This window comes from Bacillus luti, from assembly GCF_001884105.1.
GTDB classification, from domain to species: domain Bacteria; phylum Bacillota; class Bacilli; order Bacillales; family Bacillaceae_G; genus Bacillus_A; species Bacillus_A luti.
In genome coordinates this window covers 29,943-43,673 of record NZ_MACI01000012.1, presented here as the reverse complement: position 1 = coordinate 43,673, position 13,731 = coordinate 29,943, and the positions used below count along the sequence as shown (strand labels likewise).

11 protein-coding genes and 3 pseudogenes are annotated in these 13,731 nt (G+C 32.9%); 7 read left to right on the top strand and 7 right to left on the bottom strand.

Features of this window, described 5'->3' with window-relative positions; translation table 11 throughout:
* Positions 1 to 525: 525 nt before the first annotated feature.
* Positions 526 to 855: a 6-aminohexanoate hydrolase gene (locus BAQ48_RS03550; protein ID WP_071710001.1), complete on the bottom strand. Its 330-nt coding sequence runs from the start codon at positions 853 to 855 to the stop codon at positions 526 to 528.
* Between the two features lie 139 nt (positions 856 to 994).
* Between BAQ48_RS03550 and BAQ48_RS28170 the strand changes: the two are divergent.
* Together BAQ48_RS28170 and BAQ48_RS03540 are read left to right on the top strand one after the other, a co-directional pair.
* Positions 995 to 1,156: pseudogene (locus BAQ48_RS28170) on the top strand (Tn3 family transposase); the annotation flags it as partial.
* Between the two features lie 358 nt (positions 1,157 to 1,514).
* Complete coding sequence (locus BAQ48_RS03540; protein ID WP_016089111.1) at positions 1,515 to 2,000, top strand: DUF2975 domain-containing protein; 486 nt, start codon at positions 1,515 to 1,517, stop codon at positions 1,998 to 2,000.
* A gap of 43 nt (positions 2,001 to 2,043) precedes the next feature.
* Here BAQ48_RS03540 and BAQ48_RS03535 read toward each other — a convergent pair.
* Positions 2,044 to 2,187: pseudogene (locus tag BAQ48_RS03535) on the bottom strand (DUF2975 domain-containing protein); the annotation flags it as partial.
* 827 nt (positions 2,188 to 3,014) lie between these two features.
* On the opposite strand from BAQ48_RS03535, the gene BAQ48_RS03530 reads away from it, so the two are divergent.
* Entirely contained in the window at positions 3,015 to 4,121 is a 1,107-nt protein-coding gene (locus BAQ48_RS03530; RefSeq protein ID WP_415783947.1) for a serine hydrolase domain-containing protein, read from the top strand.
* A 457-nt stretch (positions 4,122 to 4,578) separates the two neighbouring features.
* Here BAQ48_RS03530 and BAQ48_RS03525 read toward each other — a convergent pair whose 3' ends face one another.
* A complete protein-coding gene (locus BAQ48_RS03525) occupies positions 4,579 to 5,760 on the bottom strand; it encodes a lysozyme inhibitor LprI family protein (RefSeq protein WP_071709998.1) in 1,182 nt (393 codons plus the stop codon).
* A 318-nt stretch (positions 5,761 to 6,078) separates the two neighbouring features.
* Positions 6,079 to 7,386: a hypothetical protein gene (locus BAQ48_RS03520; protein WP_071709997.1), complete on the bottom strand. Its 1,308-nt coding sequence runs from the start codon at positions 7,384 to 7,386 to the stop codon at positions 6,079 to 6,081.
* Positions 7,387 to 9,014: 1,628 nt separating this feature from the next.
* Here BAQ48_RS03520 and BAQ48_RS03515 point away from each other — a divergent pair.
* The 3 genes from BAQ48_RS03515 to BAQ48_RS03505 all read left to right on the top strand — a co-directional run bounded on the left by BAQ48_RS03515 (position 9,015) and on the right by BAQ48_RS03505 (position 11,293).
* A complete protein-coding gene (locus tag BAQ48_RS03515; RefSeq protein WP_000198084.1) occupies positions 9,015 to 9,845 on the top strand; it encodes a ParA family protein in 831 nt (276 codons plus the stop codon).
* Positions 9,846 to 9,859: 14 nt separating this feature from the next.
* Positions 9,860 to 10,261, top strand: coding sequence for a hypothetical protein (locus BAQ48_RS03510; RefSeq protein ID WP_071709996.1), 402 nt, complete (start codon positions 9,860 to 9,862; stop codon positions 10,259 to 10,261).
* A gap of 72 nt (positions 10,262 to 10,333) precedes the next feature.
* Positions 10,334 to 11,293, top strand: a complete 960-nt coding sequence (locus BAQ48_RS03505) for an endonuclease NucS domain-containing protein (protein WP_071709995.1) — start codon at positions 10,334 to 10,336, stop codon at positions 11,291 to 11,293.
* Positions 11,294 to 11,446: 153 nt separating this feature from the next.
* On the opposite strand, the gene BAQ48_RS03500 is transcribed toward BAQ48_RS03505, so the two are convergent.
* The 3 genes and pseudogenes from BAQ48_RS03500 to BAQ48_RS27445 form a co-directional block, all read right to left on the bottom strand.
* Entirely contained in the window at positions 11,447 to 11,947 is a 501-nt protein-coding gene (locus BAQ48_RS03500; protein WP_071709994.1) for a GNAT family N-acetyltransferase, read from the bottom strand.
* 164 nt (positions 11,948 to 12,111) lie between these two features.
* A complete protein-coding gene (locus BAQ48_RS03495) occupies positions 12,112 to 12,417 on the bottom strand; it encodes a hypothetical protein (RefSeq protein WP_071709993.1) in 306 nt (101 codons plus the stop codon).
* A 178-nt stretch (positions 12,418 to 12,595) separates the two neighbouring features.
* Positions 12,596 to 12,676 (bottom strand): annotated as a pseudogene (locus tag BAQ48_RS27445) (DUF3967 domain-containing protein); the annotation flags it as partial.
* A gap of 82 nt (positions 12,677 to 12,758) precedes the next feature.
* Between BAQ48_RS27445 and BAQ48_RS03490 the strand changes: the two are divergent.
* Positions 12,759 to 13,679, top strand: coding sequence for an LVIVD repeat-containing protein (locus tag BAQ48_RS03490; RefSeq protein WP_071709992.1), 921 nt, complete (start codon positions 12,759 to 12,761; stop codon positions 13,677 to 13,679).
* Positions 13,680 to 13,731: the final 52 nt, after the last annotated feature.

Below are 13,731 nucleotides of genomic sequence, written 5' to 3'. Positions count from 1 at the left end.
ACAAATGCCACTCTATGCCCAGAGTCCTTGGGGTCTTCAAAATTGTTTATTTCGGTTCACGTATCTGTCGCTTAGAAACGGCGACAATTTCTGGTTTTTTTTGACGACTGTTGGACACGAAAGAGTTTATGGCTATAGGTTTTTCGGCGGAAGATGGAATCATTATTCGGTTGCTATAAACGATATTGTTTCCTTCCATTGTTCTCCTCCGACTCCAACTCTATATTAAACACTACACCTGACCCTCGTAATTTGAACTAACCCATTAGATTTCCATCCTGAACATAAAGTGTAGAACTTTTGAGAACAAGAATTATGTGAACACTAAAGTCTTCCAGTTAAACAATCTGGAGGACTTTTAATAGTTTTCTAAATACGTTGAATCCCGATAATGATGCGTTATGTTATCTGAGCATGTATAGAATATACAGTTAACTAAAAATAAAAAGTTTACATTTGAAAATGAACAATAAAAACAGTAGTGTATAAAATCACTACTGTTTTTTATTGTTTCTTGCAAGTAAATTATTTAAATTCTTGTCTATATAATTTAAACGAATAAATAGCTCCAACGAAGAATACAAAGGCTTCAAATAATATAAAGATTTGACGGAAATTCTCGATATCTTTACCAACTAAAGAAATAAATATGCAATTCATTAGAAGTTGAGTAGTAAACATACAAGAAATAATTTTAAAATAAATAGGATTTGTTCTTGCATCTGGTTTACCAATTTTTTTGTAAATAATAATAAGTGCAATTACTGAACCCAAAAATAGAAGTGCTGTAAGTCCTACAACGATATTGAAATTGCCTGTACTTTCTAACATCCATTTATTTAATAGATCAATCATTATTATCTTCCTTTCCTACATAAGAGAATGTTTCGTTCTTCTTTTTCACTATAATAAAAAAAGAAAAAGGAAAACATCGAACTTTCTTACAAACATTCGTGTATTCTTACAGTTTTGTCATTTTGTAAATGTATTCACCGCCTTGCCTTTCACTATTCTCTTTGGAAAACATAGTGAATTACGAGAAAGAGCGCTACAAGATCAACTTCCAAGAAGTAGTGCACTAAACCTCTTAATTAATGCAATTAGTATGTGGAATACTATTTATTTAGGTGAAGCAATAAAAGCTTTAAAGAAAAAATAACATTTTGTTAGTGCTACCCCATTGCCATCAACTTAAAAAATTGATTGTGCTCCAAAACGAAAAAAATGAGTCAAATTCTCATAAATAAATGTGAAAAAGTAAATTTCTCGTAATGGAGATGTCTCAAAATCTTAGCTTGATGGGTATGGCGTGCTACCCCACAAGAAGTTATAAATTCAATAGTTTAAAGTTATAGAGCATTTCCTTGTAATGAGGAATGCTTTTTATCTTTGTTTAAAATAAAAATAGGTAATTGTTAACAATAATAACATAATAAAAAACAATAATAATTTATTGCAAAACAATAAATAGCGTGGTAAAATCACGTTGTCATTAAATAAGTGAGGTGTTTTAAATGAATGGTAAACGTGGTTCAACCACTTTCTTAAAGGTAATTATTTTTCTGGCTGGAATTGCAGTGCTTACTTTGTGTATTTATTGGATGCCTGTGTTAACCATTAGAGATGTAAAAGCACATCCAGGTGGGGATTACTCGCTATATCCCCTTTTAGTATGTGCGTATGGAATCTGTATTACATTTTCTTTTACGCTGTATCAAGTATATAAACTATTAACCTATATCGAAAGGAACAACGCTTTCTCCGAGTTATCTCTTGAATCTTTGAAGGTTATAAAAAGATGTGCTTTTACAGCCATTTTCTTCATTGTGTTAATGATAATAAGCTTAAAGGTGATTTCTAAAATTACAGGAGACGACCCAGCAGGTCCTATATCACTAAGTCTAATGGGTATTTTAGCAACATGTATCATCGTAGCCATTGTGGACGCACTTCAAAAGCCAATAAAAAACATCCTAGAATTAAAACCAAAAAATGATTAACGTTTCGGTAAAATTTAATTAACTTAATTAACGAGGTCCTTTTTATGAAACAAGAGGCGAAAATAATGACCAATCCGATCGGTATGATACCTGGAGGGTCAACTCTTTCCGCCATGAGATAGTAGAGTGGCATACCTAGCGGGTACAAGGTACTGATCGTGATGGCACAGAATTTTATATTCTTTAAGGGGTATGTGTTTTAAAAAAGAAAAAGCTAAAAATATATGAAATTCTTATTTATTAAACCTTGTTTAAAAAAATAAAAACATTAAATACATTAGGATTTATATTTTGTTATTTCCTGTTGCAGAATCCTTAGTATAAGGGTTCTCTTTTTTGTATTACAAATTAATAAATAAAAAAGATAAGATCGGAGAGTAGGATCTTATCTTTTTCCCAAGGAGAAAAATGTTAAAAACTATTTTATTATTTATAATATTATATTAAAAGTTGAATTTCCATATACAAAACTCATTTAACAATTATATCTATATTGAGAGTTTGACCATAAATAATTCCAAAAATCAATAGTATGAAAGTAAACTTTTACCCAGTAGTTTACTTTCATACTATTGATTTTTATACGTGTTTGGTAAAAAAACAATGAGTTGAAAATAAAAACTATACGGAAATCTAGTTCAGTATAGTAAAGTTCATATGAAAAATCCCTCTTTGCTATCTTCCCCAAAAAAGAATTATTGCTTCGAACATTATAAACTGTATTTTCAGAAATATTACAAGTGTGTAAGTAAAATGTAAGGCAATTCAATATTAAAAAAATAATCTTACTACTACAATGAATAAGAGTGTTGTAAGGAAAAGAAGTAATTTTTGGGGTTAACATACTTGTAAAAAAAGAGGGATTTACCGTTTGTTAGGACAAAAATAATCACTATGAAGATAATTACAAATTCCATGTTGTCCTTTTGTCATTGATGGAGATGATAGCTGTGCAATTAATACGAAACAACAAGCAACCACTCATACAATATGAATAGAGGAGAGGAATGCCTTATGAAAACACGTAGTCAAATTACATTTGTAAAAGCAGAGCCCACTGAAAATGTATCTAGTTCGTCACACACAAGCACTCAACGAGATCGTAATTCCGTCAAACAAGCAATGCGTGATATCTTGAAATTTGGAATCCCGGGGATACTTGCTAAAACTTCCGAGGATGGGAAAACGTGGAGTTATGTGGCCGGGTTAGCGGACCTGAAAACCAAGAAACCAATGGAAACAGATTTCCGCTTTCGCATCGGCAGCGTGACGAAGACGTTCACTGCAACAGTTGTACTTCAATTAGCAGGAGAAAACCGCCTAAATCTAGACGATTCTATTGAAAAATGGTTGCCTGGTGTCATTCAAGGAAATGGATATGATGATAAACAGATTACTATCCGGCAATTATTGAACCACACAAGTGGTATCGCTAATTACACAAGTTCAAAGGATTTTAATATGATGGATACAAAAAAATCTTATACTGCTGAAGGATTAGTAAAGATGGGAATATCCATGCCTCCAGATTTTGCTCCAGGAAAGAGCTGGTCGTATTCAAATACAGGATATGTATTACTAGGAATTCTTATTGAAAAAGTAACTGGGAACAGCTATGCGGAAGAGATTGAAAATCGAATTATTGAACCACTTGAATTAGCGAATACATTCTTACCTGGAAATTCAAGCGTCATTCCAGGAACCAAGCATGCCCGTGGATATATCCAATTAGACGGAGCAAGTGAGCCAAAAGATGTTACTTATTATAACCCAAGTATGGGGAGCTCGGCCGGAGATATGATTTCTACAGCTGATGATTTAAACAAATTCTTCTCTTATTTACTTGGGGGTAAATTACTGAAAGAACAGCAACTAAAGCAAATGCTTACAACAGTCCCTACAGGAATAGATGAACTTGGCGATTCCGGGCTTGGAATTTTCAAAATGAAGCTTTCAAACGGTGTATCGATATGGGGGCATGGAGGAACCATTCTTGGATTTTTAACTTTTGCTGGGGGCACACTAGGAGGCAAGCATACATTGGCCGTCAATTTGAACAGCCTTAAAGCTGATAGTCCTGATCCTTTTAAAAATATTTTACTTGCTGAATTTAGCAAGTAGACAAAAAGGAAAACCGGATAAATTTTGTCATAGTTTTTATAGGGGTACAGCCACATCGCTATCAAGTTAAGAAATACAAATACCAAACAAAAAAATTGTACATCTTCATGTGAAAATGTACAATTTTTTTGTTTTGGGATGTTATAAAATTCTTAAGTTGATGGGCATGTGGCGTTCTCCCTCAATAAACAATATAATTTAACATGGTAAAATAATATTTGGATGGGAGTCCAATACATATTATTAAAATTAAAGTGGTTCAAGTCGGAGGAAGGCACCTTAGGGTGTCTTATTTTCATTATAAAAATCCCCAAGCATTCATACACTTGGGGGCTTATCAATTGAGATGAAAAAAGAGAATGATGGGTTAAAGTTCCATCATTCTCTTTTTACTATTGAAAACATTTCGTATCAAGCACATACGCTTCTTCTCTATTTATCTATGGATATAAACTAGTTAATTCATATATTTATTAACTAATTCATAACATCTTTCTTTTGTCATGTTGTATCCTGCTTCAAAAGCATCTATACGTTTCATCGATCCATCCATTGGATTCGTAAGAATCGTTTTAACTTGACTTTCCTTCTCTTTAATCCATGCAATTTGTTCCGTTTTCAACGACTGAAACGCGTCAGCTGACATATTATTTTTTAATGTATTATAAATTTCATTTAATTTATCATCCCACAATTGATAATTGCCATCTATTTGATTTAGTATTTCAAAATCTGACGCAACATTTCCATGTGTTTCTTGTTTTTCTAAAGCAGCTAATTCATTTAAAACCTTAGTTTTACCTACTGCTGAAGAAGTTTCTTTTTGATTTTGCTTCTCTTCTTTGGAAATAACATGCTTACTCACGTTGTTTTCCTTAATATTTCCGTGTTCTTGACTACTAGTTTTATTCGCTACCTTTTCTTCTTTTTGGTTATCAGAATTGATTGTAAGAACCGAGGTTTTTGCATCCACAGCAACTAAACTAGTATCGTCTTTAAAAATATATTTTTTATCACCACTGTTCTCTTCTCTAACAAAGACTACATTCTTAAAGTTACGAATTTTAAGAAACTCATTAGCTTCTTCCCTTGTAAGTTTTAAGTCGCTCGGTGTATGTGATGACCATTTATCTATTAACCATTTTCCGTCTTTATAAACTAAAATAAATTCCCATATCTCCGCTGCATTTCCCATATCATTTGCAGGTATGATTGTCTCAATCGTTAAAATATCATTTTTCTGCGAATATGTTAATCTCATTTCCGGTTCAATATTGATAGGAAATGGCCACATATCAGTATCTCTAGATCTATTAAATGTTTTAAGCGATTCAGGAAGTTGATCCTCTACAAACTTATCTGTAACTAATCCCTTAACTCCTTTTTTCGCTGTGTTCAAATCTCCAGGATTAGTTCGGCTCCATCCATTTTCTTTTTCCATTTCGCTAAAAGAGTTTGCTATTCCATCTACACTCTTTCTTACAATTTTCTTTGCTTCTTTTTCCGTCACTTCTGGCGCTTCATTATGCTGCTCAATTTTTTCATTCGCTTGAACCTTGTTATTACTGTTTTCACAACCTGTTATAACGAGCATACTAGCTGCCAAACAAAATGACATTACTTTCCACATTTTTTTCATGTACCCACATTCCTTAATTCTTTATATTTGTTAAGTATTTCTATATATAATAAAAAACCCAACAATTTCCTATTATATCAATGACCGCATTATTATTCAATAAATATAATATAGAGATTTAAGAATTATTTTGAATGCAAATAAAGAAGCTAACTCTTGTTTAATACTATTTTTTACGGAATAAACTAATGGTAAAATAAGATTTGGATGGAAGTCCAATACATATTATTAAAATTAAAGTGGTTCAAGTCGGAGGAAGGCACCTTAGGGTGTCTTTTCTTTATGAAAAAATCCCCACACAATGTGCAGGGAAAAATATTATTTGGAAACAACCTCTACTGTTTCCGGCTTAAAAAATTCTGTTAAGACAATAGAATTTTCCTCTGCCAACCTTCTAAATTCAAGTATAAACCTCGGACTTTCCTTGATATAATTTTCCATAGCTGAGAGAAATGGACCTCGACTTAAATTTCCGAATAATTTATTCAATTGCTTAACGACATCATCATCAAGTAATTCGTGTGTTAAATAGTATACAATCGTACTAGATTTCTCATTTGCTAAATTATATCCACCATATTCGTTTAGCCTTCCGCTCGCGAAGATATTTTTTTTAATAATTTCTAATAAACCATTTTCGTTTAAAATTTTTGCTTGTTCTAATGTTGGTATATCTAAAATTGAAAAAGCACTATAAAGTTTATTTATAAATCCAGTTAATTCTTCTTTAGGAATCCAGCCCTGTCTTAATATAATAGTGATAACTTCCCAAGCGTTATCAGGAATATATTTTATATGGTCAAATAGTAGTTTTTTCCAAAATTTACGTATTAAAATTGTATTATCACTAAATTCAATAAGTTTATCAGGAAATACAAAAATAAGAGGAGTAAATACATCATCTTTCATTTCTATAAATTTTAAAAACGCCCTACTTAATCTATTATCAGAAGAATAAGCTACTTTCTCCCAAAAAGAATACTTATCTTCCTGTAAAAAAATTTCATCAAAATATACATAATCACTGTATATCTCTTGCAATAATGTTGGCAACTCATATTCTTTTACTACCAATGGAATTTCTTTAATTAAATATGTTGAATCTGAACCAGGTCTTGTAAAATCAGAATCAAAATGCTGTTTTATTTTATTTAACAATGCTTCTTTTCCACCATTAACAACGAATTTTGCATAATTGGATTCTAAAAATAGCCAAAACGTTTCAATATGGCTATGACTAATAATGGTGTCCTTAGCATGAGCGCATTCATTTCTTTTCTTTTTCCAATATGGGATTTCTTCCATTAAATCACTAGAAATTAAATAATATTTACTACTGTCTTTCTCCTTCTCTTGAGTAGTAATAAATACAGTAGTTTCCCATTTATTATCATCATTTAAAGTTTTTCTAATATTCTTCCACTTACCATCATCAACTAAGTCTGGTTTTTCACTTCGTAATAAACGATCCTTTAATGCTTTCATAAAACCTAAATAAGACATTAAAAAAGAAGCTCTATATGCTCCTACCCTATAACAAATTATAGATTCCTCAAATAAAACCAAAGCATCCTCTGAAATATTTTGTCTTTGTTCATTAATCCAACTTTCAAAATGTAACTGCATAAAAATATCTCCTTATATAAAATTTCACGTACTATATCTATTATGTAAAACCAAATTCCACAATAAGGCCTATTATATCATCCATCCCCTTATCCTCTAGCCAAGTAAACTACAATTCCCTTATTTATTCCTCTATCTTAGTAAGTAGTTCCCTCCGGTCTTATACAATCCAATATTTTTCTACTTTTCTTCGAATTTAATGTTGACTGAAGGTCTTGAAGGTTTTTATCATGTGGGAGCGATTATGGAACACGGCTGGAAGGCAGATTTATCCCCTACTTTGAAAGATCACAAAAAAGGTAATCAATCAAAATAGATGGATAAGCGTCTTGTTTTCGCCATGCGGTCACTTATAAGGTATCCGTATGTATAGACCCTGTTCACTCAGCGATCTTCACCGCATACATCCTTTCTCTATGGCTTGTCCTTGTAATATCGTCCCTACACGACAAACTGAATGTACTCCCTAGCACCGTAATGCTAACGATAACCACCCGAACCTTTTAGGGAATCGTCCCTGGGCAAGTTCTCGCCCTCCCTCACCAGAAGAACAGGATTCCAATGAGGGGTGCTGTTTTTGTAGGCGTATACTCTGTACCCCCTGCACGACCAACAACTAGCCACGCCGTAACACGTTCCCGCTAAATGTATGGCAGCACGGAATTACGGCTTATCAGTTTTTATTTACGTGGTATCAGGCAATTCCACGCGAACAAAAAACAAAAAGACATCTCCAATACCTAAATCGCCTGTACATTCACAAGACTTCTAGGTTTAGAGATGCCCGTTATATATCTATTGGACTATTAAATAATCAAAACTAGTATTTACTAGTTGATATTTATCCAAACTATCGATAAAATGGGTATATCAAAGAAGCCTCGTGAAAAGGCATAGTTGTTTAAGGATAGTGTTGGTGCACTACTTAAACGTTAACACTGCAGGTTAATACAGTTCGTTTCTAGCTAAGTGGTGGTACACTAGCTGGAAGAGTCATTCCCGCTAAAGGTTGGTAGCCGTTAGCATATGGGAGTGGCTTTTTGTTTTGTGTTCATATTCAATTGTTCTATGGATCTTCGTTTATGTAAAATATCAAATTATGTTTTGTTTTGTAGAATGATGCTTGTTGTGTACTACGTTACAACAAGCTTTTTTGTTTGTAAACAGCGAAATGACAACTCAAAACTACGCATAAGTGTAAATGTATACTTACGAAAAAGTGTAAATGTATACTTTTCTACCATACTTTTAAATTTGGTATACCTTTTCTAACTTACGCATAAGTAGAAATGTATACTCATAACCTCATATTTATAATTGATTCCTTCTTAAAAATTACAATTAAACCTTTATTAACGGTATATAGGGAAGCACTTTCAAAACTACGCACAAGTGTAAATGTATACTTTTAAACCTTTAAAATCACCTGTTCTATAAACTACTAATAAGTAGAAAAGTAGAAAAGTATACTAAAAAATCTTACGCTTTAGTATACTTTTCTACTCTTTCGATAAATCCGTTAAAAAAATATAAACTTTTCTCCGGTATACTGTTGCGAATATTGTATGTAGATGTTACATTTTACTCAAAGGTATACTTAATCGGAGTTTTATGGAGGAATGTCGAAAATGACTAGACAAGCAACTACATACGTAATCGGTAACTTTAAAGGCGGAGTTGGAAAAACAAAAACAGCTACAATGTTAGCTTATGAAGCAGCTACTGTATTTAACGAGAAATGCCTTTTAGTGGATATGGACCCTCAGGGTAATGCTACAAGAGTACTCGCTAAAACAGGTGACATTGAACAAATAGACAAGTCTATTACAGATGCATTTCTAAATCAAAATTTAGAGAATGAGATTATTCCAGTTATCGAGAATTTGGATATCGTTCCATCTAATACTTCATTTAGAAAGCTTTCAAAAATCCTCTTTGATATGTTCCCCGAGGATGAACTTGCGCAAATTACTTATTTAAAGAAACTACTCGAGCCATTAAAAGATAAATATGATCGTATCTACATTGATGTACCACCAACAATCAGTGACTACTCAGATAACGCTATGATTGCAGCTGATTATTGTATCATCGTTTTACAAACACAAGAGTTATCTTTAGAAGGTGCTCAAACATACATCGCTTATATGCAGTTCTTAGCAGAAACATATGATGCAGACCTACAAGTTTTAGGCATTATCCCAATGATGTTGCATCAAGGAAAACGAGTGGATAATAAAGTATTACAACAAGCCCAGGAAATGTATGGCGGAAACGTTCTAAATACAATCGTGAGATATCAAGAGCGCCTAAAAGTGTACGATATTGAAGGGATTCATAAAAACGTAAACGTTAGCGGTAATATTGATATGTGGGATGAAAAAGCTCATCAACTATTCATCGATGTTCTTAGCGAACTTAATGAACATGAAAATTATTTTGCTACTATTAACGCTTAAGGAGGAAGTTCATAATGTCTAAAGCACCATTTCAGCCTATAGTCACAAAACCTGGAAACACTTTAAATGACAAAGGTGTTCAGATAAAAGGAACTAACGATTTTGGCCGTAATAGTGAGCCCGTTAAGAAACAAGTTATTAAGCCTATTATCAATAAAGGAAAAGTAACAGCTCCTGAAAAGCCTGATCAACGTTTAGTTCCATCTAAAACTGCTAAAATTTCACCAGCTGTTTTATTAAAGCTAAATACACTTAAACCATTTATAAAAGAAGCAGAAAGCATGGATAAAGCATCAATTAACAGCATTATCGATATGCTTCTTGAAAGCTATGTAAATACTAAGCTTACAACGAGACAATCTGAAGGTTATAAAGGGATGTACAAGCACCTTTATGAAATGTTAGAAAAAAAATAGAAAATATAATTTTTCTTCTATATACAATGATTCTTAGCGTTTCCCATCATACTGTTATTGGAGATGAATTTCATGGGAGTTATTTCTAAAAATGGTGACAGTTTAATCGATTTCAATTTGTTCACCCGAAAATATGGTTGTCTCAAAGTTGATTTTAAACAGAATGAAGGCGAAAGATATTATTTATATGCTTTTCGTAACGATCTACCTGAATGGGATTTTAATAAAGGAGAATTAATTCTAATTACCCACGATGAAGATAAAGTAAAAGAGATATCATCGAGAATTTTGACTTTAAACGTAGGCGAGTTGTTTTGTAAAGAATGTTTTAGAAAAAAGGACATTAAAAATTTATCTAACAAAGAAACGTCCTATTGGGGACATGATTTCTGGAACAAGACTCCATATCATATTAAGAAATTACTACAAGATGAAATTTTATATTCTATAAACGATATGGATTGGTCTATGGTAAAGCATATAACTAATGAGGGGCCTTACGCCCTCTTCGGAGTATGTTCGAATTCTTGTAAGAATTACGAGGAATACAAGAATAATTACTTAATTCAAGAAAAACAAAAAGTAATGGATGCTATATGGGAACAATTAATAACTGAAGAAGTAATAAATGGACCTGAATCTTTATTAGAAGATATCTTATGTGATTTTATAGAAACCATTGAAGAAGGTATGACTTTCATAACAAGACAGTACAAAGTAGAGAATGGAATCATTGACATTATCGCAAAAGATAAGAATGGAACTAAATGTATCATTGAATTAAAAGTTGTTGCAGATGATAAAAAATTAGCGTGGCAATCAGCTTATTATCCATCTTGTTTTAATGAGGACATCCGTATGATTACAATTGCTCCAAACTATTCAGAAAAAATATATAACGCTCTTAAAAATATTAACAATGTTGAGATGAAGGTTTTTGGTAAAGATAAAAATGGAAAGTTTGAAATAAAAGATTTTGAATTCCAAGAGCCTATTGTAGAGATAAAAAAGGACGCACAAAGTGTTATGTAAATGGTTAAGCCCCGCATACGCAGGGCTTTTTTCATTATTACTACTAAGTAGAAAAGTAGAAATGTATACTTTTCTACTTTTGCGTAGTTTACAATATACCTTTCCAAAACCACCACTAGCTCATTTACACGATTATCGATATAGGAAGTAGTTTTAAGCATCAGGTAACACAAATTCCATTTGCCGACTTTGTGTTTTAAATCCAAGCTTTTCGTAGAATCGTATAGCTTTCTTGTTAAATTCTAAAACATTTAATTCTACACTTGTTGCTTGTATTTCTTCAGCATACTCAAATGCTTTTTGAATTAATATTTTTCCTATTCCTGTTCCTCGACATATTTCACTTACGCCAATATTGCGGATAAAGAGTACTTTTCGCTCAACTAACTTTGGATTTTCGGATGGTTCTTTAATATCTAAAATTATGTAAGCAAGAATCTCTTTATTATTGTCCTCTACTACAAATATCTCTATGGTTTTATCATTAAGCCATTCTTCGTATGCATTGTGATCCAAAGAAGCTGAAGTATCAGAGTAAATATCTGGTCTTCCCTCTATATGCAACTGTTGAACTTGCTTGTTTATATTTGATATATCCCAAAAATCTTCTAAAGTAGCTACTCTTACTGTGAAAGGCAAAACTTCATTAGACATAAATACATTCCCCCGAATGTTTTATTTAAAGTTGGTTTAACAAAATGCTGACGGTACCCCTTCTTATCCTTACCAGAACTTCCACCACGGCTTCTTCTTCTCTTTCGAATCTGCAACCCCATCCCGTGCTTCCAATATCTTTTCCACACGTTAATTGTATGCTTCTATACTTGTTTTGTTTTCTTTGCTATTGCAAACTTCAAAAAAGCTACAATTAGTATGAGGAGCGGTATTCCCTGAATAAAGAGAAATCCTCCCAAAAAATCAAGTACAGTGCTATATGGAGAATCTGTTGCCATCACACCTATAAATAAAGCCACTGGAATTGTGCATAGATTTGCCCCTAAACTAACCATTATGAATGTTAGATTTTTATCCTTAGTTTTTGGTGAATCAGAATTGAAGAATGAGAATACTGCAATGCCGCTTATAAAATACAGTATTACATAAAGCTGATTAAGATATCCCATAATATTCCTCCGTTATCCTAATTGTACCATCAGCAAGGGCTAATTTGAACAAATAGGATATTTATGTAAGTTAGATATAGTGTCTCATTATCAGTAACAAGAAAAAAAGTGGATCCCTATTCTCACAAGGAATCCTCTTTTTCTACAATTCTATTTTTATACGTTCCTCTTCTTATCCTCACCAGAACCGCCACCACGGCTTTTTCTTCTCTTTTGCCGCCGCAACTTCTTCACGAAATTCCTGCATCTCACGTAGTGTATAAGGGGCAAGCATACAAGCACAGTTATTTGATTTGAATATAAATAATTATATTTAGTTTCAAAAAAGGAGGTGAACTGTTTTGAACTCATATTTTTCAAAACAAAAGAAATGCTGTCGTAGACTTTATCCTGCTTTCCCTCCTGCTGTCCCTCCTGTTGTTGTACTAGCTAAATTTCTTTATGTATCTAGTTCTGACGGCGGCATCGATGATGACAAGATAGAAATTTATAATATTATCAATCCTACAGCGCCTGTACGTATTGGAGAATTTACGTCAGTAACTAATTTAGGCCCTGCCGGATTGGCTATTACAGGTACTACTCTTTATGTCGCAAATTTGGGAGACGGTGTAGAAATTTACAATATTACTAACCCTGTCATTCCTATACGTGTTGGAGAATTTGGTACAGGAGTTTTAAATGTTCCTGATCAATTAACTATTACAGGTACCACTCTTTATATTTCAAATGGTGGTGATAACACCGTAGAAATTTATGATATTACCATTCCTAGTACTCCTGTACACGTGGGAGAATTTAATGCAGGAAATTTAAATGTGCCTTCTGGACTGACTACTATAGGTTCCACTCTTTATGTCGCAAACACTGGAGATAACACCGTAGAAATTTATAATATTACCATTCCTACGTTTCCTGTGCGTGTTGGAGAGTTTGGTGCTGGAGATTTAAATATTCCTGCTGGATTAGCTGCTACAGGTACCACTCTTTATGTCGCAAATGCTGGTGATAATACTGTGGAAATTTATAATATTACCAACCCTACGGTTCCTATGCGTGTTGGGGAGTTTGGTGCTGGAAACTTAGATGAGCCTGCTGTGTTGGCTATTACAGATACTACTCTTTATGTCGCAAATCAAGGCGATAGCACTATAGAAATTTATAATATTGCTAATCCTACAGTTCCTGTGCGTGTTGGAGAGTTTGGTGCTGGAGATTTAGATTTTCCTAATGGATTTGCTATTTTTACGGTATTTGGCTAAAAAGGGATTTTACAACAAATTACCAATAACCTTAATTATGTGAATACAAAAG

Bases quoted from the DNA above. Each gene is read 5' to 3' on its own strand.
- BAQ48_RS03550 (WP_071710001.1), bottom strand. From the start codon at position 855: ATGATTGATCTATTAAATAAATGGATGTTAGAAAGTACAGGCAATTTC.
- BAQ48_RS03540 (WP_016089111.1), top strand. From the start codon at position 1,515: ATGAATGGTAAACGTGGTTCAACCACTTTCTTAAAGGTAATTATTTTT.
- BAQ48_RS03530 (WP_415783947.1), top strand. From the start codon at position 3,015: ATGAAAACACGTAGTCAAATTACATTTGTAAAAGCAGAGCCCACTGAA.
- BAQ48_RS03525 (WP_071709998.1), bottom strand. From the start codon at position 5,760: ATGAAAAAAATGTGGAAAGTAATGTCATTTTGTTTGGCAGCTAGTATG.
- BAQ48_RS03520 (WP_071709997.1), bottom strand. From the start codon at position 7,386: ATGCAGTTACATTTTGAAAGTTGGATTAATGAACAAAGACAAAATATT.
- BAQ48_RS03515 (WP_000198084.1), top strand. From the start codon at position 9,015: ATGACTAGACAAGCAACTACATACGTAATCGGTAACTTTAAAGGCGGA.
- BAQ48_RS03510 (WP_071709996.1), top strand. From the start codon at position 9,860: ATGTCTAAAGCACCATTTCAGCCTATAGTCACAAAACCTGGAAACACT.
- BAQ48_RS03505 (WP_071709995.1), top strand. From the start codon at position 10,334: ATGGGAGTTATTTCTAAAAATGGTGACAGTTTAATCGATTTCAATTTG.
- BAQ48_RS03500 (WP_071709994.1), bottom strand. From the start codon at position 11,947: ATGTCTAATGAAGTTTTGCCTTTCACAGTAAGAGTAGCTACTTTAGAA.
- BAQ48_RS03495 (WP_071709993.1), bottom strand. From the start codon at position 12,417: ATGGGATATCTTAATCAGCTTTATGTAATACTGTATTTTATAAGCGGC.